The following is a 20,981-nucleotide window of genomic DNA, read 5'->3' on the forward strand; positions in this document are numbered from 1 at the left end:
ACAAAGCCCCTAACGGGGCTTTGTTGTTTATTCTGAACGGAAACGCGCGATAAACGCTTCGGACTCAGCGATCGCTTCCTGCATTTGGCTGATCAAAGACGATACGTCACTTTCAATTTGCCCTAATTCTCCCCGCAGCGCGCCAATGGCCTGTGCGTTGAGGTTGTGTTTAAGAAATAAAACCTGGTCATTAAAGGCAGTTAAAACTGGCTCCATGCGCGATTCAGCGCGGCGCATTTGTTCGATTAACGTGTCGTACTGGCGCTCCGTATCGCGCAGCTGTTGCTCGCTTTGACGGCGTAAACTGTCGCTACTGTATTCACGCAGTTCTTGCTCCCACTCGCGAAAGAGATCACGAGCCACGCTTTCAATATCTCGAATGCGTTGGCTGACACGATCTGCAGAGTCCTTGCTCTGATCATAAGCGCGCGACAAGTTGTTGTAGGTGCGTGAAAGCTCACTTTCCGGCACATTGACGACTGACTGAAATTGCTCCAGTGCATTGGCAAAGGTTTCTTGTGCATCCGACTGGGCGTCACGAGCATTTTCGACGCGACTGACAAGGATGTCACGCTTCTCATAACCAAAGCGTTCCATCGTGTTGTAGTAAACGCTACTACAAGCGCTAAGCGCGAGTATGAGCAAAGTGCCAACGATTATTTGTTTAGCGCGCATGTAACTCTCCGTATTTTTCGCAGTGAGGCTCGGTTTAACTATAGCTCGTTTTATCGCGCTCTGATTGTTTTCGGCTCAGCATCGGGAAAATGATGTCTCGTTTTGTTCGCAAACCTTACTAACGCCAGCATGAGGGGCACTTCCACTAAAACGCCAACAACGGTTGCCAAAGCAGCTCCTGACTGAAGGCCGAAGAGGGCAATTGCGACGGCAACGGCAAGTTCAAAGAAGTTGCTAGCACCAATTAAGCCAGTTGGCGCAGCGACGCAGTGAGGGACTCTCCATAGCTTGGCCCAGCCGTAGGCGATGGCGAAAATTAAGATGGTTTGAATAATTAACGGCACCGCAATGAAAGCAATGTGCAGTGGATTGGAAAGAATGACGTCGCCTTGAAATGCAAAGAGTAAAACAAGAGTGACGATTAAGCCGACAGGAGTTATCGGGCCAACGCGCTTGAGAAACACATTTTGAAACCAGTCTAAACCGTGACGTTTTATCATACTTTTGCGCACGACGTAGCCAGCAGAAAGTGGAATGACGATGTACAACAAGACCGAGAGTAATACCGTGTCCCACGGAACTTGAATATTGGAAATCCCAAGCAGTAAGACGACAATCGGCGCAAATGCCACCAACATAATCAGATCATTGAGAGCGACTTGTACAAGGGTGTAACCAGCGTCACCGCGGGTCAGATAACTCCAAACAAAGACCATAGCGGTACACGGTGCTGCACCAAGCAAAATTGCCCCAGCTAAGTACTCGCGTGCAGTGGCAGTGGGTAAGAAAGGTTCGAACACGACCATAAAGAAGAACCAAGCCACGGCAAACATCGTGAATGGTTTGATTAACCAATTGACCGTGGTGGTAATCACTAAACCTTTGGGCTGCCGACGCACACCTTTAATCGAGGCAAAGTCGATTTGCAGCATCATCGGGAAGATCATGGCCCAAATCAGGATCGCCACCGGAATCGATACCTGCGCATATTCAAAGCGTGACAGTGTTTCAGGCACGCTAGGGGCAAATTGACCAATTAAAACGCCAGCGACAATAGCTAAAGCAACCCAAATTGAGAGGAAACGCTCGAAGATTCCCATCCCCTCTGCGGTGGATGGCGCTTGTTCAACGTGAGCCATTTTGCTTACTCCGTTAGCTAGTTACTTGCCGATACAGAAACTACCAAAGATCTTGCCGAGTAGGTCGTCACTAGTAAATTCACCCGTAATTTCATTGAGGTGGTGCTGAGCGAGACGCAGCTCTTCGGCGAGTAACTCCCCGGCTAGGTAGCCTTCGAGTTGCTCTTTGCCAGCGTAGAGGTGGGCTTTTGCCCTTTCAATGGCATCGAGGTGGCGGCGACGTGCCATAAAGCCACCTTCCATATTCGCATTGAAGCCCATGCACGCTTTTAAGTGTTCGCGTAAGTGCTCGATGCCTTGTCCAGTTGCAGCGGACAAAGAAACAACGGGAACGCCTTGGTTTTCTTGATAGCCAGCGGTGTAACCGGTTTGGTCGATTTTGTTACGGATGACACTAAATGGTAGGTGCGCTGGCAACCGGGCGAAAAACTCTGGCCAAATATCATCAGGGTGGATGGCATTGGTTTCGGTACTATCGACCATGAAGAGTACTCGGTCGGCTTGTTCGATTTCGGCCCACGCGCGCTCGATACCAATTTGCTCGACTTTGTCGGGGCTTTCACGAAGCCCAGCGGTGTCAATAATATGCAAAGGCATGCCATCGATTTGGATGTGCTCGCGAAGCACGTCACGGGTGGTTCCAGCAATGTCGGTGACAATGGCGGACTCTCGTCCAGCTAGGGCATTTAGCAGTGACGATTTGCCAGCATTCGGCCGCCCTGCAATGACGACACGCATACCTTCGCGCAGTAAGCTCCCTTGTTTGGCTTGCTGCTCAACACTCAGTAAATTGTGAATGATTTGCTCGAGGTCGTTGGTAATTTTGCCATCACTTAAGAAATCGACTTCTTCATCGGGAAAGTCGATGGCCGCCTCGACGTACATGCGTAAATGAATGACAGAGTCGACCAGTTGATCGATTTTAAATGAGAACTCGCCTTGGAGGCTTTGTAAGGCCATGCGAGCGGCTTGTTCTGAGGTGGTATCAATTAAGTCAGCTATCGCTTCAGCTTGAGCTAAGTCGAGCTTATCGTTGAGGAATGCGCGTTCACTAAACTCACCAGGTCTGGCTAAGCGAGCTTTGCCTGTCGCCAAAATAGCTTTAATCAGCATGTCGATAACGACAGGACCACCATGGCCCTGTAATTCGAGTACATCTTCGCCAGTAAATGAATTTGGGCCTTCGAAGTACAAGGCGATGCCTTTGTCGAGGAGTTCACCAGCGGCATCTTTAAACTCGGTATAGTCGGCATAACGAGGCTTGGGACAATGGCCAAGGAGTGCGTTCGCTATCGCTTTGGCGTCACTACCACTGACGCGCACAATACCAACACCGCCTTTACCGGGCGGTGTTGCTTGGGCAACAATGGTGTCGTCAGGGCTAAAGCTTGAAGTTTCGCCAGCTGTGGATAACTCGTTAGAAGTTAGACTCGGGTTGCTCATGATTTTCCTGAATACCTGCCTGTTGCACTTGGCGCTCATGGATAACTTGCCATAGTGCGTACTGCAGTGGCTGCACTATATCTGCGTGTTGTTCATGCAGATAATGATAGAGCAAAAAGGTTTCTAAATCAGGTGTTAATCGATGAATCGAGGTTACATTTAGTTCTTCGAGTAAAAGCTCGGTTTCATATCCTGGCAGAATAGCAACATCGCTGCGGCCTGACTGTAGGCGTTGGATGGTTTGTTCTATGCTACCAACTTCATTGAACGGAATATCGCCGAGGCGCTCGGCTACTGTATGCATGCCACGCACAGTATCGATGCGCAGGCCGCGTAACGATTCCCAGTCTGAAATGTCGAGGTCTTTGCGGGTCGTAAAAATAGACGTGTAAACAGGGAAGATCGATGGTTCGAGACGAATAAGGTTGGTTAGCGTTCTTTCCGCTTCTGATGTCCGCGCTAATTCGGCGTCGATAATCCGCCCTCGATTAGCTTCGTACTCACTGCGCTCGTACGGTAAAGTGACTAGCTCTGCGTTCCAACCAATCCGACGATAGGCTTCTTGAACAATTTCGAACGTAGGGTGTTTGTCCTGAATACCATGAAGGGTGCCGATGCGAATGACTCTTAATTCTGTATTGGCGGTTTCTGATTGTGCGGGCGTTACAAACATACTGACAAACAGCAGGCTGAGGCTGGCAACTAGTTTGAATAAAGAAAAATCCGTTTTCTGCATGTTCGATAAAGTCCCAAATTAGGCGATAGAGTTTCAGTGTATACCATTTAAATGATGAATGACTAATGTAGATTAAAAATTCTACACGACCTACAAAAAGCCCTCAACAACACTTACGTATTCTTGAGGGCTTTTGATGCGTCACTGGGTGTTATTTCTTCTTGTGGCCAAGCGCTTCTTTTTTATCAATCTGGCGGTAAATGTAAGTCATTTGCGTGATTGAAATGATGTTACTGACTAACCAGTAAAGCACCAAACCTGCAGGGAAGAACAGGAAGAATACGGTGAACATGACCGGCATGAACTGCAGAATTTTAGCCTGCATTGGGTCTGTCACTGGTGTCGGCTGTAAGCGCTGCATAAGGTACATACTTGCACCCATCAGGAGTGGCAAGATGAAGTACGGGTCACGGCTTGATAAGTCGTTGATCCACAACATAAAGTCAGCGTGACGAATTTCTGGGCTTTCGAGAAGTACCCAGTATAACGCTAAGAAAATTGGTAACTGCAGCAACATCGGTAAGCAGCCACCGAGTGGATTAACCTTTTCTTCTTGGTACATCTTCATCATGGCTTGCGAAAGCTTTTGCCGATCATCACCGAAACGCTCGCGCATTTCTTTCATTTTCGGTGCAATCTTACGCATTTTTGCCATCGACACGTACTGCGCTTTCGTGAGCGGATACAGTAATGTCTTGACGATAATGGTCACGAGGATAATTGCTAAGCCCCAGTTGACGACAAACGATTGCAGTAAAGACAGCAACCAGTAAATCGGCTGTGCTAGCCACCACAAGAAGCCGTAATCAACGGTCAGGTTGAGGTGCTGGGCAAGCTCGCGTAAACGCGCTTGATCCTTCGGACCCATGTATAAAGCAGTTTCGAGAACGATATTTTGGCCTGGTGCGATGGTGTGTGCTGGACCAATAAAACCGATCATCCCTTCTCCAAGCGCATTACGATTGGTGTAAAGACGGTTGGTCGATTCTTGATCTGGAACCCAAGCGGTTACGAAGTAATGCTCAAGCATGGCCACCCAACCGGCAGGGGTGTTGGTGCTAAAGTTACGGTCTTGGATATCGCTGAAACTGTACTTTTTATAGCGGTTACTCTCGCTTGAATATGCTGCACCGCGATAAGTTGGCATAAACATGCTGCTACGGCCGCCATCAACCATGGTCTGCTTTAATTGACCATAGAAGTTGACGGTTTTTGGAGCATCGCTGTGGTTGGTAATGTCATATGCCACTTGCACCGCATAATCGCCACGCGTGAATGTGTAGCGTTTGATAATTTCAGTGCCATCGTCTTTGGTGAAATAAAGTGGCACTTCAAGACGATCACCATTCATTTCGAAACGAGTTTGTGAGGCACGGAAAACAGGACGAGTTTCTGAATTATCAATACCGTCAGGGCCAATTAAACCGCTTTGAGCGATGTGCAGGTGACCAGGTCGTTGATAAAGAATGGTGTAACGCTCTGCTTCGCCTAATGTTTCTGCATGCTGGAGCAGTTCGGCTTGGACTAAATCACCACCACGAAGGCTTAGTTTGACGCGCAATACGTCGGTTTCCACGGTGATCATGTCGCCTTGTACGGCAGTTGTTTCTGCTGCAGGAACACCACCATTACCACCGGCTACTGGAATGTCACCGTCCACGGCTGGGACGTCAGATGGGACATCGCTTTGACCATTAGCGCTGACTTCTGTTGGTGCACTGCTGCGGTCGATACCCGGGGTATTGCCGCCTTTTAGTTGCCACTGTTGGAACATGAAAAACGATAGTACCAAAAGGGCAATAACCAGAATTGTACGTTGCGAATCCATAGTTACTCTTTCTCTTTTTTCGATTTCCTAGCGTCGAGTTCTCGAATTTCGGCAGCCAAGGTCTCCTCGTCCGCCCATTCCGACTCTGTTCCGGGAACCGGATCAAAACCACCGGGATGACCCGGATGACATTTACTAATTCTACGACTGGCGAGAGCTATTCCTTTCAGCACGCCATGCTTTTGAAGAGCAGTAATTGCATAAGCTGAACAGGTTGGTACAAAACGACAACGCGGACCTAGCAGTGGGCTAATAAACCACTGATAAAGTCGAATGAAACCGGTTAAGATTCCGACGAGTATTGCGCGCAGCGTTTGCTTAATTTTCGCCATAAGTAATTCAGTAATTCGCTCAGGGCATGATTGTCTAATTTGGTCACCCCTGGCTTAGCGATGACGATAATATCAAAGCCTGACAATTTATGCTGCTTTAAACGATAAGTTTCGCGCACAATTCGTTTAATTTTATTGCGATCGACAGCGCGCTTGGCAGTTTTCTTGCTGATTGTGACGCCTAAGCGAGGATAGTCTCGACCATTGGGCTTCGCAAGTAGCGTGAATTGGCTACTGACGGCTTTAACAGGGGGATTATTGAAGACGTTTTGAAAGTCTGCGGGAGTTAACAGACGTAACTCCCGAGGATATGCGTACTGAGTCACTCAGCTGCCTGAGCTTAAACTAAATTAAGCAGTCAGACGCTTGCGTCCCTTGGCACGGCGGCGAGCCAAGACCTGACGGCCGTTCTTGGTTGCCATACGTGCACGGAAGCCATGAGTACGCTTGCGTTTTAATACACTTGGTTGAAATGTTCTTTTCATAGCTGTTATTCCGTTGCTGATCTGGGTTTCAAAATGAGCGCGGATTCTACAAGTAAAAAGGATCGCTGTCAAATAAAATAAGAAATAAATGCCTGTGGATAACTTTGCTTTTTGACCTGTAAAAAGCTAGCCTAGACGAGCTATTTTCCGTAGAATGGAAGGCTCGATCAAAATCGCTGAGCAGCAAGGATCAGCCTTTCGATCAAGTGCTACCGTAAGCCTTGTTTTTAAGGCATTGCTAGGGCGTCAATGGCGACGTCTAGAGCACTGCCACGAAGGCTAAAAAATAATAACAGAAGGGGAGTGTTTCGTGAGTCATTCACTGTGGCACGATTGTGCGACGCGATTACAAAATGAATTGCCTGCGCAGCAATTCAGCACCTGGATCCGTCCGCTGCAGGTTGATTTCGAAAGAAACACGCTCTTTTTGTATGCTCCAAATACCTACGTCATGGACTGGGTGAAAGACAAATACCTCAAGCAAATTATTACTTTCTTACGCGCAACTGCAGGTGATGAAGCTCCGAACGTCGAATTGCGGGTCGGAGGTGCGCGGAAAGCGCCGGTTCCAGCGGCTAGTCCAGTTATCAACGGCAGCTCAGAGCCAGAAATCAGCAAAGAACCTAAGCCGGCTAATCAGCCAACAGCGCGGCCGCAGCCGAATACCGCAGACCGCCCTATTTCTTTGCAACACAGTAATCTGCAACCCACTTACAAGTTTGATAACTTTGTTGAAGGTCGCTCAAATCAGCTGGCTCGAGCCGCCGCATTACAAGTTGCAGAGAATCCGGGCAAAGCCTACAACCCCTTGTTTATCTACGGTGGCACAGGTTTAGGTAAAACGCACTTACTCCATTCGATTGGCAACGGTATTTTAGCCAATAAGCCTGATGCCAAGGTGTTCTATTTGCGCGCGGAGCGTTTTGTGCAAGACATGGTTTATGCCATGAAGCACAATAAAATCGATAGTTTCAAAGAAAGTTATCGCAGTGTCGATGCGTTACTTATTGATGACGTTCAATTTTTTGCAAAGAAAGACCATTTCCAAGACGAGTTTTTCCATACGTTCAACTGGCTTCTTGAAGGAAATCAACAGGTTATCCTAACAAGTGACGTTTACCCGAAAGAAATTGAAGGGGTTGATGAGCGTTTGAAGTCACGTTTCGGTTGGGGATTGACGGTGGCTATTGAGCCGCCAGAGTTACCAACGCGCGTGGCAATTCTTGAGCGCAAAGCCGAAGAACGAAAAATTAAACTGCCACATGAAGTTGCCTTTTTTATCGCGAAACGCTTGCGTTCGAATGTGCGTGAGTTAGAAGGTGCATTGAACCGTGTGATTGCGAATGTGACCTTAACCGGGCGCGATATCACGATCGATTTTGTTAAAGAAGCACTGCGCGACTTAATCGCTGCGCAAGAGCGATTGGTGACAATCGATAACATTCAGCGTACCGTGGCAGAGTATTATCATATTAAGGTATCCGACTTAACTTCGAAGCGACGGACGCGGTCCGTTGCCCGACCTCGGCAAGTGGCGATGGCCTTGGCTAAAGAACTGACGAGCCATAGTCTGCCAGAAATTGGTGATGCATTTGGTGGTCGTGACCATACAACGGTATTGCATGCCTGTCGTAAGGTTAAAGAGCTGATTGAGTCTGATCACGAAATTCAGGAAGATTATCGTAACTTAAATCGAACCTTGTCGGTGTAACAAACGAGCCGCGACGATAAATAATAAAAAGGGGAGTTAACCGCATGAAATTCACAATCTCACGAGACGCATTGCTCAAGCCTTTACAGGTCGTAAGTGGCGCAGTTGAGCGCAGGACTACGTTGCCAATTCTTAGTAATGTGCTCTTGCAAGTGAGCGAAGAGAGCCTGCGGCTAACAGGAACCGACCTTGAAGTCGAACTGGTGTCGGAAGTGAGCCTAGAGCAAGCAACGCCGGGTGACGTGACAATTCCTGCGAAGAAACTCCTCGATATTATTCGCTCGTTACCGGAAGGTGCCGACGTCAGTATTACTGCAAGCGACGATAAAGCAATTGTACGCTCGGGCAAAAGCCGCTTTTCATTAAGTACATTACCGGCAAGTGACTACCCGAATATCGATGAATGGGAAAGTGAAGTTCAAATCGAAATGGAGCAAGGTGATTTCCGCGGTTTGATGGACAAAACTCACTTCTCAATGGCAAACCAAGACGTACGTTATTATCTGAATGGCATGCTGTTCGAAGTTAATGAAGACATTTTACGAACCGTTGCAACTGACGGCCATCGTTTAGCTCTGTCTGCCATTAAACTTGAACAAGGCGCGTTACCACACAAACAAGTGATTGTGCCGCGTAAAGGCGTTTCTGAGCTGTTGCGTTTGCTCGACGATGATGACTCGGTGGTATCATTGTCACTCGGCCAAAATCACATTCGTGTTGCTACCGGCCGCATGACCTTTACCAGTAAGTTATTAGACGGTCGCTTCCCAGATTACCGTCGGGTATTGCCAACTGGCGGAGACCGAATTGTGGTCGCTGATCGCGACTTGTTGCGCCAGGCATGTGTCCGAGCTTCGATTTTATCGAACGAAAAATTCCGCGGTGTACGCATGGGGTTAGACACTAACGAACTCGTCTTAACAGCGAACAACCCAGAGCAAGAACAAGCCGAAGAGCGTTTAGAAGTCGATTATAATAATCAAGCATTCGAGATTGGCTTTAATGTGACCTATCTGCTGGATGTGCTGAACGCGATTCATGGGCCGCAAGTGAAGATTACCTTAAGCGACCCAAATAGCAGCGCAATCGTTGAGGACAACGATGACGAAGGTGCACTTTACGTCGTCATGCCCATGCGTCTGTAAGCGCTAATCGTCATTCATTGATATGCAAATTAATCAGCTGGTTATTGCTCATTTTCGAAATATTGCCAATGCCCAGCTTGAGCCAAGTCAGCACGTTAATGTAATTTACGGTGAGAATGGCAGCGGCAAGACTAGTGTGCTCGAAGCCATTTATACGTTAGGTTTCGGGCGCTCCTTTCGAACCCATCAGGTTCGGCAGGTTGTGCAAGATGAACATGAAGCGCTGACGCTATTTACGCGAACGCAGGATAGCAACGAAAGTGACACACAGAAAGTTGGCTTTCGACGGTTTCGCAATGGCGAGACAGAAATTCGTATCAATGGCGAAACAGAGCGAAAATTTAGTGCGTTAGCGCGATTAATGCCAATCCAGCTCATTACCCCAGAAGGGGTGACGCTGGTGACCGATGGTCCTAAAGAACGGCGGCAATATATGGACTGGGGGCTGTTCCATGTGGAACAAAACTACTACAGTCATTGGCTGACGTTTTCACGTTTGTTGAAGCAGCGTAACTCGTTACTGAAACAACGAAGTTACCACCAGCAAGGCGGTGAGTATTGGGACCAGCAGCTAGCGCTGGCTGGTGAAGCGGTGACAGAAGCGAGAGTGCGTTATCTCGATGGGCTGAATCAAAAGCTGAATAAGTATTGTCAGCAATTTTTACCGCAATACCAGTTTGAATTTAAGTTGCAACGCGGCTGGCAAGAGCAGCAAAGTTTAGCAGAAGCGCTTGCAGCGAAGTTAGAATTAGATTTGCGCCAAGGTTTTACCAGTGTTGGTCCAACTAAGGCGGAGTGGCAAATAAGAGTTGACGGCATTGATGCGCGAGAGCGCTTATCACGTGGTCAGCTGAAATTGTTAGTGGCAGCACTGCGGTTAGTCCAAAGTGCTGACTATTTCGACCGACTAGGGAAGCGGTGTGTTATTTTAGTTGATGACTTACCAGCGGAATTAGACGCGGAGAATCAACAGCGACTCTGTAACGCTTTGTTAGAGAGTGGAAGTCAGGTATTCATTACTGCGATTCGTAAAGAAGAATTAGAACATCGCTTTAAGGATACCGAAGTTCGATTGTTCCATGTGGAACAAGGAACAATCAAAAATGATTAAACAGGAATGATATATGTCTGCTAGTAATTACGATCAATCGAGTATTAAAGTCTTGAAAGGTCTGGATGCGGTTCGGAAGCGCCCGGGAATGTACATCGGCGATACCGACGACGGCACAGGTTTGCACCACATGGTGTTTGAAGTGGTCGATAACTCAATCGACGAAGCGCTGGCAGGCCATTGTAATGAGATTTATGTCACCGTGCACTCAGACGGCTCTGTTTCTGTGCGTGACGATGGTCGTGGTATTCCAGTTGAAATGCACGCAGAGGAAGGTGTTTCCGCTGCGCAGGTTATCATGACGGTCCTCCATGCTGGTGGTAAGTTCGATGATAACTCATACAAGGTGTCCGGCGGATTACACGGCGTGGGCGTTTCGGTTGTTAATGCTTTGTCAGAAAAGCTGGCATTAACGATTCATCGCGAAGGCAAAGTTTGGAAACAAACCTACACCCACGGTAATCCAGATGCTGATATTCAATCGGTCGGCGATACTGACAAGACAGGGACTGAAATTCGTTTCTGGCCAAGTCACGAAACGTTCACACAAACGGAATTCCATTACGACATTTTAGCTAAGCGAGTGCGTGAATTGTCGTTTCTGAATTCGGGTGTTTCAATTCATTTGATTGATGAGCGTGCAGACCGTCGTGATCACTTTAAATATGACGGTGGTATCGCAGCGTTCGTACAGTACTTAAACAACAAGAAAACCCCAATTCATCCAAAAGTGTTCCAGTTCTCCGTTGAACGTGACGACGGAATTTCGGTTGAAGTTGGTCTGCAATGGAATGACTCGTTTCAAGAGCATATTTATTGCTTTACCAACACCATTCCGCAACGCGACGGTGGTACCCATATGGCCGGTTTCCGTGCAGCATTAACGCGCACGTTGAACAACTATATGGAACAAGAAGGTTACACCAAGAAAGCAAAAACCAACGCAACTGGTGATGATGCCCGTGAAGGACTTACTGCTGTAATTTCAGTAAAAGTTCCAGACCCTAAGTTCTCTTCGCAAACGAAAGATAAATTGGTTTCTTCAGAAGTGAAGAGTGCGGTTGAGCAAGCCATGGGTGAGAACCTAGCGAACTTCCTACTTGAGAACCCAACCGATGCGAAAGTCATCGTACAGAAGATTATTGACGCTGCGCGGGCTCGTGAAGCAGCGCGTAAAGCGCGCGAAATGACGCGTCGTAAAGGTGCTCTCGACCTAGCGGGTTTACCAGGTAAATTAGCGGATTGCCAAGAGAAAGACCCAGCACTTTCTGAACTCTACATTGTGGAGGGTGACTCTGCGGGTGGTTCTGCAAAGCAGGGACGTAACCGCAAGAACCAAGCAATTTTGCCATTGAAAGGTAAAATTCTAAACGTTGAGAAAGCGCGTTTTGACAAAATGTTGTCTTCGCAGGAAGTTGCAACATTGATTACCGCAATGGGTTGCGGCATTGGACGCGACGAGTACAACCCAGATAAAACTCGTTATCATCGTATCATTATCATGACCGATGCTGACGTTGACGGCTCGCACATTCGTACCTTGCTGTTAACCTTCTTCTATCGGCAAATGCCAGAGCTGATTGAGCGCGGCTATATTTATATCGCCCAGCCACCGCTGTATAAGGTGAAGAAGGGCAAGCAAGAAACCTACATTAAAGACGACCCGGGTTTAATTCAATATTTAACCACGTTGGCATTAGACCGTGCGTCATTGCATGTGAATGCTGATGCACCTGGAATTACTGGAATCGCTTTAGAGAAGATGGTTCGTGACTATCAGTTTGCGATGGACACAATTTTGCGCTTGAGCCGTCGCCTGCCGAAGCACATGCTTAATCGCTTAGTTTATGCTGAGCGTCTGACCGCTGAAAACATGAAAGACGAGCAGTTCATTCAAGCGTGGTCTGAGAAGTTCGCAGCGGATATGATGGCAACAGAGAAAGACTCAGCCACTTATGAGGTGCTAGTGACGAAAGACGACGAGCGCGGTGTGTTCTTGCCAATGGTTCGTTTGCGTCGTCATGGTGTCTACACAGACTTCCCGCTCACTTACGAATTCCTAGTTTCGCGTGACTACGACCGCTTGGCGTCAGTAGGAACGGAAATTAACGGATTGGTTGAAGCGGGTGGTTTTGTTCAACGTGGTGAAAAAGTACAGCCGGTTGGTGATTTCGTTGAGGCAATTGAGTGGCTGATAAGTGAGTCGAAGCGTGGCTTGTATGTGCAGCGTTATAAAGGTCTCGGTGAAATGAACCCTGACCAGCTGTGGGAAACTACCATGGACCCAGAAACTCGTCGCATGCTGCAAGTGACCATTGAAGATGCGATTGGTGCAGACCAGTTGTTTACGACACTGATGGGTGACGACGTTGAGCCACGTCGAGCATTTATCGAAAGTAACGCACTAAAAGTAGCGAACTTGGATGTCTAGTTCTTAGAAGCCATTTTTGACACAGCAGAAAACCCCAAACATTCAGCATGTTTGGGGTTTTTTAATGGGGGATTATTCGTGTCATCGCTAACTGTGCGGCTGGCGGTTTGGCTAGCGGCTCCAACTTAAGGAAACATTAAAGCAAATTGAGACAGATGCTTTTCGCCTGCCGTTTATGCGAGAGAGCCGTTTAAGTGTTGGAGTGCGGTGACTTGAGAACCATGTGACGGACAATCAGGCAGGTGATGATGCCGGTTAAGCCGAGGAAGGTGCCAAGCACGGTCACAAGGCCAACAAAGTCTAACGAGGGGTCGAAGTACCATCGCAGTGCGGCGACCAGCACCACAAGAAGCATAGGTGCGACAATACAAACGGCATAGCCGAGCCATTTCGATAATTTGGCCGCGACATTACCGACCCACATACAAAAGAAGATAACCGCCAAATAGACTAAAAATGCCATGACCTCACCTTTTATCGAATGCCTACCAATAAAGCCCATGATTCACGTTTCGTAACAATGCTAACAACCAATGCTGATAATCAATGCCGACACTCAACACTTACAGCTAACGCCGACAACTTAATCCTATGACTTAAGCCAATAATCAAGGCCGACAAATCATACTGACAAAAAAGCCGCAACGGTGTCCAGCGTTGCGGCCTATTACCAGCTATGACTGCAGTAAGGATATATCTGCTACTTTCAGGAACTCGTTACGCAATGCATCGAGCAAGCTTAATCGGTTACGACGGACTGCATCATCGTCAGCATTCACCATCACGCTATCAAAGAACTCGTCGACAGGTGCGCGCAAGGTTGCTAACGCGCTCAGAGCGCCCGCGTAGTCGCCGTTTACTGCTGCAGCTGAAACCTTATCCTTGAGGCCGTTTAACACGTCATACAAGGCTTTCTCGGCGCTCTCTACAAGTAGATCGGGTTGCACCGGCCCGAGCTGCTCATCGCTTTTCGCAAGAATGTTACTCACGCGCTTGTTTGCTGCGGCTAATGCTTCGGCTTGCGGGTTGGTGCGGAATTCCGCAACCGCTTTCACGCGACGATCGAAGTCGAGGGCTACAGTAGGACGACGTGCGAGCACTGCCTGAATAACGTCGACTGAAATAGCCTGGTCTTGATACCAAGCTCGGAAGCGTCCAAGTAAAAAGTCGACTACGTTATCAGTAACTTCGTCTGGATTCTTAATAACCGAGCCATAGTTTGCGACGGCACTGCGGACCAGTGTGACTAAATCGAGTGGGAGCTCTTTCTCAACGAGAATTCGGAGCATACCGATGGCGGCACGACGCAACCCAAACGGGTCGCGATCGCCGGATGGCGTTTGTCCAATACCAAAAATACCAGCGAGTGTGTCGAGTTTATCCGCTAAAGCGACCGCACAGCCTTCTAATGAATTCGGTAGTTCGTCTCCGGCGTAGCGCGGGCGATAGTGGGCTTCAATCGCTTGCGCAACGGTTTCACTTTCGCCGTCGTGGCGAGCATAGTGCATCCCCATGACACCTTGAACTTCTGGAAACTCCATGACCATCGAGCTGACTAAGTCCGCTTTTGCGAGAAGGCCTGCACGGGCGGCGGCGTCTTTATCGGCCTTGAGTTCGTCGGCAATAAAGCGAGCAGTTGCTTCCATACGGCGAGCCTTGTCACCAATGCTGCCGAGCTCTTTTTGGAAAAGAACACTGTCGAGTTTATTAAGGCGTTCGCTGAGTTTAGTTTTCTTATCGGTTTCAAAGAAAAACTGTGCATCGGCTAGACGAGGGCGCACAACCTTTTCGTTGCCGCTGATGACCTGCTGTGGGTCACGGCTTTCAATGTTGGTAATGAAAATAAAACGCGGCAACAATTCACCCTGTTGGTCGACCAACGGGAAATAACGCTGGTCGTCTTTCATGGTGTAAATCAATGCTTCTTTGGGTACCGCTAGAAACGATTCGTCAAAACCTGCTGCTAAGGCGACAGGGAACTCGACCAACGAGGCTACTTCGTCGATTAGATCTTCATCCCAAACCGGCACTGCATTCTCGGTTTTAGCCAGTGCAACCACTGCTTCTCTGATTGCTTCCCGGCGCTGCGCAAAACTGGCAACGACGTGGCCACTTGTAAGTACGTCCGCGTAATCGGCCGCCTGCGTAAGGGTTAACTGTTCCGGGTGGTGGAATCGATGTCCGTTCACCTTATTGTCGCTTTGCACGCCAAACAACTCGGCAGGGAGTACTTTGCTATCTAACAAAACGGTTAAGGTATGTAACGGACGAATAAACTGATGAGAACCTGAGCCCCAACGCATGGCTTTCGGAATCGGCAACTGTTTAACTGCGGTGTCGATAAAGCCTTGCACCAATTCTTCAATGCCTTTACCTGGCACGGTGGCGTTGTAAAGTAACCATTCACCTTTGTCAGTTACTAAACGTTCCGCATCGGCAACGTCGATTCCTAAGCCACGTGCCCAGCCTTCGGCAGCGCGAGTAGGGCTACCATCGGGTGCAAAGGCTGCCTGAATAGCAGGGCCGCGCTTTTCAACAACTTCGTCGGCTTGACGAGCTTCCACACCTTTTACCAAGACCGCTAAACGGCGAGGGGTGGCATAGGACTCGACACTCGTGTAGTTGAGTCGTGCTTGTTCGAGCGAGTTAACAAAGCTGTTCGTGAAGCTTTCGCTGAGGCCTTTCAACGCTTTTGGAGGGAGCTCTTCGGTGCCTAATTCAACTAATAAATCGTGGCGCTGACTCATGCTTTCGCTCCTTTTTTCTGCGCTTTTTCTTGGCTCTTGCGGTAAATTGCGAGGGCGGCGTCGGCGTCTGCTTGCTCTGCGAGTGGAAACCCAAGTTCGGCGCGGGCGGCAAAATAGGCTTCTGCGCAGGCCTTCGCCATGGTTCGTACGCGCAGAATATAACGCTGACGTTCGGTCACCGATATCGCATGACGGGCATCGAGCAGGTTGAATGCGTGTGACGCTCGCATCACTTGTTCATAGGCCGGCAAAGGAAGGTTCTTGCTGATCAGTAACTCGCATTCTTTTTCGCAGGAATCGAAGCGGTCAAACAAGACGGCAACGTCCGCATGTTCAAAGTTATAAGCCGATTGTTCAACTTCGTTCTGATGGAAAACGTCACGGTAGTAGATTGTACCGCGTGGTCCAGTGGTCCAGACTAAGTCGTAGATACTGTCGACGCCTTGGATATACATCGCCAAGCGTTCAAGACCGTAGGTAATTTCGCCAGCCACAGGCTTACATTCAAGGCCGCCAACTTGCTGGAAGTAAGTAAACTGCGTCACTTCCATGCCATTTAGCCAAACTTCCCAACCAAGCCCCCATGCGCCTAAAGTCGGTGACTCCCAGTTATCTTCAACGAAGCGGATATCATGCACCAAAGGATCGAAACCGAGTAGCTTCAGCGAGCCCAAATACAGCTCCTGTAAATCAGCAGGATTCGGCTTCATGATCACCTGAAACTGATAATAATGTTGCAAGCGGTTCGGGTTCTCACCATAGCGGCCATCGGTTGGACGGCGGCAAGGTTGTACGTAGGCATAGCTTGATGGCTCTGGGCCAATCGAGCGCAAGAAAGTCATCGGGTGAAAGGTTCCCGCACCGACTTCCATATCGAGAGGCTGAACAATCGCACAACCTTGCTGTGCCCAATAATCTTGTAGGGCGAGAATTAAACCCTGAAATGTTTTAACGTCAAATTTTTCCATGAGATTTCCACTTCAATTCGGCCGAATTTCCGCTGTGCAGCGGCATGGGATTTGTGTGATTATACACTGAGCAAGCGCCGAATTTATAGGGAGAAAGCGCATGGGAATGGACAATCAGTCAATTAATCGCTGCCCTTGGTGTTTAGGGCATGCCGATTATGAGCAATACCACGATGAAGTCTGGGGTAAACCCGTCCGTGATAGTGTCGAGCTGTTCGCCAAATTATGCCTCGATGGTCAGCAGGCTGGACTGAGCTGGATTACGATTTTACGTAAACAAGCCAATTATGAGGCTGCATTTTTTGGCTTCGACCCACACCGTTTAGCGAAAATCCAAGGTGAACAGCGTCACCAGTTTATTGATCAACAAATGCAGAATAAGGGTATTGTGCGCAATCGCTTAAAGATTAATTCTATCTTTAAAAATGCCGATGCGTTTGTTCACTTGCACGAGCAGGGTGTCGATTTCTCTGACTGGTTGTGGTCATTTGTTGATGGCACTCCTATCGAAAACCAACCAGCAAAGATGCAGGATGTTCCGACTGAGACAGAAGTATCGCGGGCATTATCGACGGCTCTGAAGAAAGCAGGTTTTACCTTTGTTGGCCCAACGATTGTCTATGCGTTTATGCAAGCAGTCGGTATGGTGAACGACCATCTCGTTGATTGTGATTTTAAATAGGGGAAAGTGATGACAGTATTTGCCAGGGTAATTGGTACCGGCGTAGCCATGAGTGTAATTGCGATATTAGCGGGTTGCACGAGCCTCGTCGAACGCCAAATCCTCAACATGGAACCTGTGAGCGGCATGGCCAGCGTCGAATTTGCGGTTGCACCTAATCGCCAACAAGTCTGTGATGCGACGGCAGAGCATCGTTGTTTGCATTATCTTGATTTAGCCGAAGTGCAAGCTATCTATGATGAGGGTCAAATGACCCATGAAGAATTTAAGTGGACGCTATCGTTGCGCCATTCACGGGAACCGGAGCTTAGCGAATACTTTTCAGAAGAAACCTTATTTCGCTTTCCTGAGCTTGCTGACGAAGCTCCTGTGGTTATTGTCGCGCCAGGTTATGGCATGCAGTCCGCGCATTTGTTTGCACCAACGGGAGTTTGGTTACGCTCACTGGGGTTTCGCCCATTGATTATTGCCGGACCGACGGAAACGAACCCAATGGCATTCGGCTTGCCGAATCTTGATCTGATTCGCGATCACGTGATCAATAACTATGGAAACGCACCGGTCGTATTAATGGGCTTTTCGATGGGGATGATGGCAACGACCGAGCTTGAGCGTTTATTCATTGACAAGGACGTACAACCTTCAGGTCTGGTGTTCGTGGCGCCGATGAACGATTTTCGCAGCGACGCCAATTTTATGTTTCAACAAATGAAAGAGGCTGACTGGCGCTTACGTTGGTTTGTCTCCGACTCGCGTTTCGATGCGGCGCTTGGAAATATCATCTCTCGCAGTGGCGAAACCGAGCGGATGACCACGCTTGCACAGCGTTTGGCAGCGACGCAAAGCCCGGCACTTGTGCTCGCAGGGCGGACCGACCAAGTGGTTGATTTGCAGGCAAGCCGCAATGCCGTGGAACGCTGGTTAGGCGTCGAGAATTTACAGACGTTGAAAGACTACCCAGAGGTTGATACAGACTTCCCCGTGACTGTCACATCACCGAACCCGGACATAGAGCGTTTCAAAGTTTATCAAGTAGAGCAAGGGCATAAGCGCTATCTTGAATATGAATTGCTCGGACATACATCGATGGTCGCCATGTTAAAGCCGGTACGTGGGCACATCGAGGACTGGCTGCAGCAGTTTGTCGAGTTGCAGGAAGCGCCTGCTGAACTCGAATTACCTGAGGTCATGTAGTTCAGTCGTATTTCCCCCAGGTTCCATCAGCAAGGATCCTTGTAGGTCTTATAGTATGTTATTCTGTGGGCAAGCTAAAACTGCGGCGCTTCCCTTATTATTCTTGGGAAGTCGCGCAGAGATAACCAGATGAAAATAGGGGAATATGCAGGAAATGTTGCGAATTTTACCGGTGGATTATCAAAATCCTGAGCATGCGGATGCACTGCTTAAACTTTTAAATCATTATGCTCAAGATCCGATGGGTGGCGGTGAAGCACTCAGTGACGACACCAAAGCGAACTTGATTGCCGAAATGGCAAAAAGACCAACAGTGTTCAGCTTTATTGCTTGGGACGACCACGCTGGCGCTGTCGGGCTGATCAATTGTGTTGAAGGTTTCTCGACGTTTGCAGCAAAGCCGATTTGTAACCTGCATGATATTGCGGTGCTTGATGGCCAGCGCGGAAAAGGTATCGGCCAACAGCTGATTGCTGCTGCCGCAGAGGAAGCGAGAAAACGTGGCTGCGTGAAACTCACGTTGGAAGTTCTCAGCGGCAACGAGCCAGCACGTCTTGCCTATTTGAAGTATGGGTTCAAGCCTTATCAGCTCGACCCAGAAATGGGTGCTGCGGAGTTTTGGGAATATAAACTGTAAGACTGTCTATCGACAGAGCGACGCTGCGCGAAAAGCGCGCTCTAGGTCGATAGATATCAGAGCAATGAACATTGTGTTCCACATGGAACGAACTGAAAATTGCTTAAAGGCCTTTCTGAATAAGGTACCGGTAGGGTGCCTCATCGGTTTGCGCAGCAAGAAGTTGATGATCCATAAAGCGACAAAATGCGGGAACATCGCGGGTTGTTGCTGGATCATCGGCGATAATTAATAACTTCTCACCATCTTGCATTTGTCGCATTTTGCCACGAATCAACATAACCGGCTCCGGACAGCGTAAGCCTAGGGTATCCAGTTGATAATCGGCGGTAGTGAAGGGCGACATATTTCATCCTTTTACGGGCTCAATTTATGGCGTGTAAATCGAGCACGGCAAGTTGTGAATTAAGTTTAGCGAGCCAAGGTCATGCTTGGCCATGAAGCTCGTACTTGGTTCTGCCGGTCATTATAGGCATTTTCAGACCATAAAAAAATCCCGCCGACGATAATCGCCAGCGGGATTTTTGCGGTATATCAAAGTGCTGTGCTTTTTACACGCGCTCAAATACCGTTGCGATTCCTTGGCCTAAGCCGATACACATGGTCGCTAAACCTAAGCTCACATCTTTCTGTTCCATTAAGTTAATTAAGGTCGTGCTAATACGCGCGCCTGAACAACCAAGTGGATGACCTAATGCAATCGCGCCGCCGTGCAAGTTCACCTTGCTATCTAGCTGGTCTTCGATTTTCAAACCACGCATAACCGCCAATGCTTGTGCTGCGAAGGCTTCGTTGAGTTCGAACAACTCAATGTCAGCAAGGCTCAAACCTGCTCGTTTCAGAGCTTTCTGAGTGGCCGGAACCGGACCATAACCCATAATCGATGGGTCACAACCGGCAATTGCCATTGAACGAATACGAACACGCGGCGTTAAGCCAAGTTCTTTCGCACGGTCCGCTGACATTACTAGGGTTGCCGCAGCACCATCTGAAATCGCTGACGAGGTACCCGCAGTGACCGTGCCATTGGCAGGGTCAAAAACAGGGCGTAAGCCTGCAAGCGCTTCCACCGTGGTTTCTGGACGAATCACTTCGTCGTGCTTGAAGCGTTTTAAAACACCGTACTCGTCGTGGCCATTAATCGCATAAATTTCGCTGTCAAATTCGCCACTTAAGGTCGCTTGGTGGGCTAATTGGTGTGAACGTGCACCAAATGAGTCTTGCTCTTCGCGACTAATGCCGAACTTTTTACCTAGCAGCTCAGCGGTCAAGCCCATCGAGCCCGCAGCTTTCGCAACAGAGCGGTTCAAGCCAGGGTGAAAATCAACACCGTGCATCATGGGTACGTGCCCCATATGCTCAACACCGCCGGCGATAAAGATATCACCATTGCCAGTTTGAATGGCACGCGCTGCGTCGTGAATCGCTTGCATTGACGAGCCACATAAACGGTTTACGGTGACGGCACCGACTGAATGAGGGATACCTGCAATCAGTGCACTGTTCCGTGCGACGTTGAAGCCTTGCTCTAATGTTTGCTGTACACAACCCCAATAAATATCTTCAATCTCGGTTGGATCAATATTCGGGTTACGGGCTAGCAGACCTTTCATGAGTTCAGCTGAAAGGTCCTCAGCGCGGACGTTACGGAAGGCACCGCCTTTCGAACGGCCCATCGGTGTGCGAATTGCATCTACAATCACTACGTCTTTCATAA

General features: G+C 48.7%; 20 protein-coding genes. 7 read left to right on the forward strand and 13 right to left on the reverse strand.

The window, feature by feature from the left end:
• Positions 1–27: 27 nt before the first annotated feature.
• The 8 genes from CWE06_RS08955 to rpmH form a co-directional block, all read right to left on the reverse strand.
• Entirely contained in the window at positions 28–675 is a 648-nt protein-coding gene (locus CWE06_RS08955; protein ID WP_126793292.1) for a DUF2959 domain-containing protein, read from the reverse strand.
• A gap of 50 nt (positions 676–725) precedes the next feature.
• The gene (arsB, locus tag CWE06_RS08960) at positions 726–1,775 is read right to left on the reverse strand and encodes an ACR3 family arsenite efflux transporter (protein ID WP_126793476.1); all 1,050 of its coding nucleotides are present in this window, start codon (positions 1,773–1,775) and stop codon (positions 726–728) included.
• A 60-nt stretch (positions 1,776–1,835) separates the two neighbouring features.
• Positions 1,836–3,257 (reverse strand): tRNA uridine-5-carboxymethylaminomethyl(34) synthesis GTPase MnmE, encoded by a 1,422-nt coding sequence (gene mnmE, locus CWE06_RS08965; protein ID WP_126793294.1) that lies wholly within the window; start codon positions 3,255–3,257, stop codon positions 1,836–1,838.
• Positions 3,232–3,993 (reverse strand): type 2 periplasmic-binding domain-containing protein, encoded by a 762-nt coding sequence (locus CWE06_RS08970; protein WP_126793296.1) that lies wholly within the window; start codon positions 3,991–3,993, stop codon positions 3,232–3,234. The genes mnmE and CWE06_RS08970 overlap by 26 nt, the downstream gene beginning before the upstream one ends.
• Positions 3,994–4,144: 151 nt before the next feature.
• Complete coding sequence (yidC, locus tag CWE06_RS08975) at positions 4,145–5,821, reverse strand: membrane protein insertase YidC (RefSeq protein ID WP_126793298.1); 1,677 nt, start codon at positions 5,819–5,821, stop codon at positions 4,145–4,147.
• 2 nt (positions 5,822–5,823) lie between these two features.
• Positions 5,824–6,144, reverse strand: a complete 321-nt coding sequence (gene yidD / locus CWE06_RS08980; protein ID WP_476692312.1) for a membrane protein insertion efficiency factor YidD — start codon at positions 6,142–6,144, stop codon at positions 5,824–5,826.
• A complete protein-coding gene (rnpA, locus tag CWE06_RS08985) occupies positions 6,105–6,479 on the reverse strand; it encodes a ribonuclease P protein component (RefSeq protein ID WP_126793302.1) in 375 nt (124 codons plus the stop codon). The genes yidD and rnpA overlap by 40 nt, the downstream gene beginning before the upstream one ends.
• A 24-nt stretch (positions 6,480–6,503) precedes the next feature.
• On the reverse strand, positions 6,504–6,638 hold the full coding sequence (gene rpmH / locus CWE06_RS08990) for a 50S ribosomal protein L34 (protein ID WP_126777617.1): 135 nt from the start codon (positions 6,636–6,638) through the stop codon (positions 6,504–6,506).
• A 286-nt stretch (positions 6,639–6,924) separates the two neighbouring features.
• On the opposite strand from rpmH, the gene dnaA reads away from it, so the two are divergent.
• Genes dnaA through gyrB form a run of 4 tightly spaced genes read left to right on the forward strand, consistent with a single transcriptional unit; the run spans position 6,925 to position 13,036 of the window.
• A complete protein-coding gene (dnaA, locus tag CWE06_RS08995) occupies positions 6,925–8,349 on the forward strand; it encodes a chromosomal replication initiator protein DnaA (protein ID WP_420808533.1) in 1,425 nt (474 codons plus the stop codon).
• A 44-nt stretch (positions 8,350–8,393) separates the two neighbouring features.
• Positions 8,394–9,494: a DNA polymerase III subunit beta gene (gene dnaN / locus CWE06_RS09000; protein ID WP_126793306.1), complete on the forward strand. Its 1,101-nt coding sequence runs from the start codon at positions 8,394–8,396 to the stop codon at positions 9,492–9,494.
• A gap of 22 nt (positions 9,495–9,516) precedes the next feature.
• Positions 9,517–10,605, forward strand: a complete 1,089-nt coding sequence (gene recF / locus CWE06_RS09005; protein WP_126793308.1) for a DNA replication/repair protein RecF — start codon at positions 9,517–9,519, stop codon at positions 10,603–10,605.
• 13 nt (positions 10,606–10,618) lie between these two features.
• Positions 10,619–13,036, forward strand: coding sequence for a DNA topoisomerase (ATP-hydrolyzing) subunit B (gene gyrB, locus CWE06_RS09010; protein WP_126793310.1), 2,418 nt, complete (start codon positions 10,619–10,621; stop codon positions 13,034–13,036).
• A 190-nt stretch (positions 13,037–13,226) separates the two neighbouring features.
• On the opposite strand, the gene CWE06_RS09015 is transcribed toward gyrB, so the two are convergent.
• The 3 genes from CWE06_RS09015 to glyQ form a co-directional block, all read right to left on the reverse strand.
• On the reverse strand, positions 13,227–13,499 hold the full coding sequence (locus CWE06_RS09015) for a hypothetical protein (RefSeq protein WP_126793312.1): 273 nt from the start codon (positions 13,497–13,499) through the stop codon (positions 13,227–13,229).
• A gap of 211 nt (positions 13,500–13,710) precedes the next feature.
• A complete protein-coding gene (gene glyS / locus CWE06_RS09020) occupies positions 13,711–15,783 on the reverse strand; it encodes a glycine--tRNA ligase subunit beta (RefSeq protein WP_126793314.1) in 2,073 nt (690 codons plus the stop codon).
• Positions 15,780–16,751, reverse strand: coding sequence for a glycine--tRNA ligase subunit alpha (gene glyQ / locus CWE06_RS09025; RefSeq protein WP_126793316.1), 972 nt, complete (start codon positions 16,749–16,751; stop codon positions 15,780–15,782). Before glyQ ends, glyS begins: the two co-directional genes overlap by 4 nt.
• Before the next feature lie 100 nt (positions 16,752–16,851).
• Here glyQ and CWE06_RS09030 point away from each other — a divergent pair, with 100 nt between their 5' ends.
• The 3 genes from CWE06_RS09030 to CWE06_RS09040 all read left to right on the forward strand — a co-directional run bounded on the left by CWE06_RS09030 (position 16,852) and on the right by CWE06_RS09040 (position 19,264).
• Positions 16,852–17,433, forward strand: coding sequence for a DNA-3-methyladenine glycosylase I (locus CWE06_RS09030; RefSeq protein WP_241972529.1), 582 nt, complete (start codon positions 16,852–16,854; stop codon positions 17,431–17,433).
• A 9-nt stretch (positions 17,434–17,442) separates the two neighbouring features.
• Entirely contained in the window at positions 17,443–18,627 is a 1,185-nt protein-coding gene (locus CWE06_RS09035; protein WP_126793318.1) for an alpha/beta fold hydrolase domain-containing protein, read from the forward strand.
• A gap of 154 nt (positions 18,628–18,781) precedes the next feature.
• Positions 18,782–19,264 carry a GNAT family N-acetyltransferase gene (locus tag CWE06_RS09040; protein WP_126793320.1) on the forward strand — a complete coding sequence of 161 codons (483 nt, stop codon included), beginning with the start codon at positions 18,782–18,784 and terminating at the stop codon, positions 19,262–19,264.
• A 103-nt stretch (positions 19,265–19,367) separates the two neighbouring features.
• Here CWE06_RS09040 and tusA read toward each other — a convergent pair whose 3' ends face one another.
• Both tusA and fadA read right to left on the reverse strand, forming a co-directional pair.
• Positions 19,368–19,610: a sulfurtransferase TusA gene (gene tusA, locus CWE06_RS09045; RefSeq protein WP_126793322.1), complete on the reverse strand. Its 243-nt coding sequence runs from the start codon at positions 19,608–19,610 to the stop codon at positions 19,368–19,370.
• 205 nt (positions 19,611–19,815) lie between these two features.
• The gene (gene fadA / locus CWE06_RS09050) at positions 19,816–20,979 is read right to left on the reverse strand and encodes an acetyl-CoA C-acyltransferase FadA (RefSeq protein WP_126793324.1); all 1,164 of its coding nucleotides are present in this window, start codon (positions 20,977–20,979) and stop codon (positions 19,816–19,818) included.
• Positions 20,980–20,981: the final 2 nt, after the last annotated feature.

This window comes from Aliidiomarina haloalkalitolerans (genome assembly GCF_003987315.1).
Classification (GTDB): domain Bacteria; phylum Pseudomonadota; class Gammaproteobacteria; order Enterobacterales; family Alteromonadaceae; genus Aliidiomarina; species Aliidiomarina haloalkalitolerans.

Excerpts from the sequence above, each read along its gene's own strand:
- CWE06_RS08955 (WP_126793292.1), bottom strand. The coding sequence starts at position 675 with ATGCGCGCTAAACAAATAATCGTTGGCACTTTGCTCATACTCGCGCTT.
- arsB (WP_126793476.1), bottom strand. The coding sequence starts at position 1,775 with ATGGGAATCTTCGAGCGTTTCCTCTCAATTTGGGTTGCTTTAGCTATT.
- mnmE (WP_126793294.1), bottom strand. The coding sequence starts at position 3,257 with ATGAGCAACCCGAGTCTAACTTCTAACGAGTTATCCACAGCTGGCGAA.
- CWE06_RS08970 (WP_126793296.1), bottom strand. The coding sequence starts at position 3,993 with ATGCAGAAAACGGATTTTTCTTTATTCAAACTAGTTGCCAGCCTCAGC.
- yidC (WP_126793298.1), bottom strand. The coding sequence starts at position 5,821 with ATGGATTCGCAACGTACAATTCTGGTTATTGCCCTTTTGGTACTATCG.
- rpmH (WP_126777617.1), bottom strand. The coding sequence starts at position 6,638 with ATGAAAAGAACATTTCAACCAAGTGTATTAAAACGCAAGCGTACTCAT.
- dnaN (WP_126793306.1), top strand. The coding sequence starts at position 8,394 with ATGAAATTCACAATCTCACGAGACGCATTGCTCAAGCCTTTACAGGTC.
- recF (WP_126793308.1), top strand. The coding sequence starts at position 9,517 with ATGCAAATTAATCAGCTGGTTATTGCTCATTTTCGAAATATTGCCAAT.
- gyrB (WP_126793310.1), top strand. The coding sequence starts at position 10,619 with ATGTCTGCTAGTAATTACGATCAATCGAGTATTAAAGTCTTGAAAGGT.
- CWE06_RS09015 (WP_126793312.1), bottom strand. The coding sequence starts at position 13,499 with ATGGCATTTTTAGTCTATTTGGCGGTTATCTTCTTTTGTATGTGGGTC.
- glyS (WP_126793314.1), bottom strand. The coding sequence starts at position 15,783 with ATGAGTCAGCGCCACGATTTATTAGTTGAATTAGGCACCGAAGAGCTC.
- glyQ (WP_126793316.1), bottom strand. The coding sequence starts at position 16,751 with ATGGAAAAATTTGACGTTAAAACATTTCAGGGTTTAATTCTCGCCCTA.
- CWE06_RS09030 (WP_241972529.1), top strand. The coding sequence starts at position 16,852 with ATGGGAATGGACAATCAGTCAATTAATCGCTGCCCTTGGTGTTTAGGG.
- CWE06_RS09035 (WP_126793318.1), top strand. The coding sequence starts at position 17,443 with ATGACAGTATTTGCCAGGGTAATTGGTACCGGCGTAGCCATGAGTGTA.
- CWE06_RS09040 (WP_126793320.1), top strand. The coding sequence starts at position 18,782 with ATGTTGCGAATTTTACCGGTGGATTATCAAAATCCTGAGCATGCGGAT.
- tusA (WP_126793322.1), bottom strand. The coding sequence starts at position 19,610 with ATGTCGCCCTTCACTACCGCCGATTATCAACTGGATACCCTAGGCTTA.
- fadA (WP_126793324.1), bottom strand. The coding sequence starts at position 20,979 with ATGAAAGACGTAGTGATTGTAGATGCAATTCGCACACCGATGGGCCGT.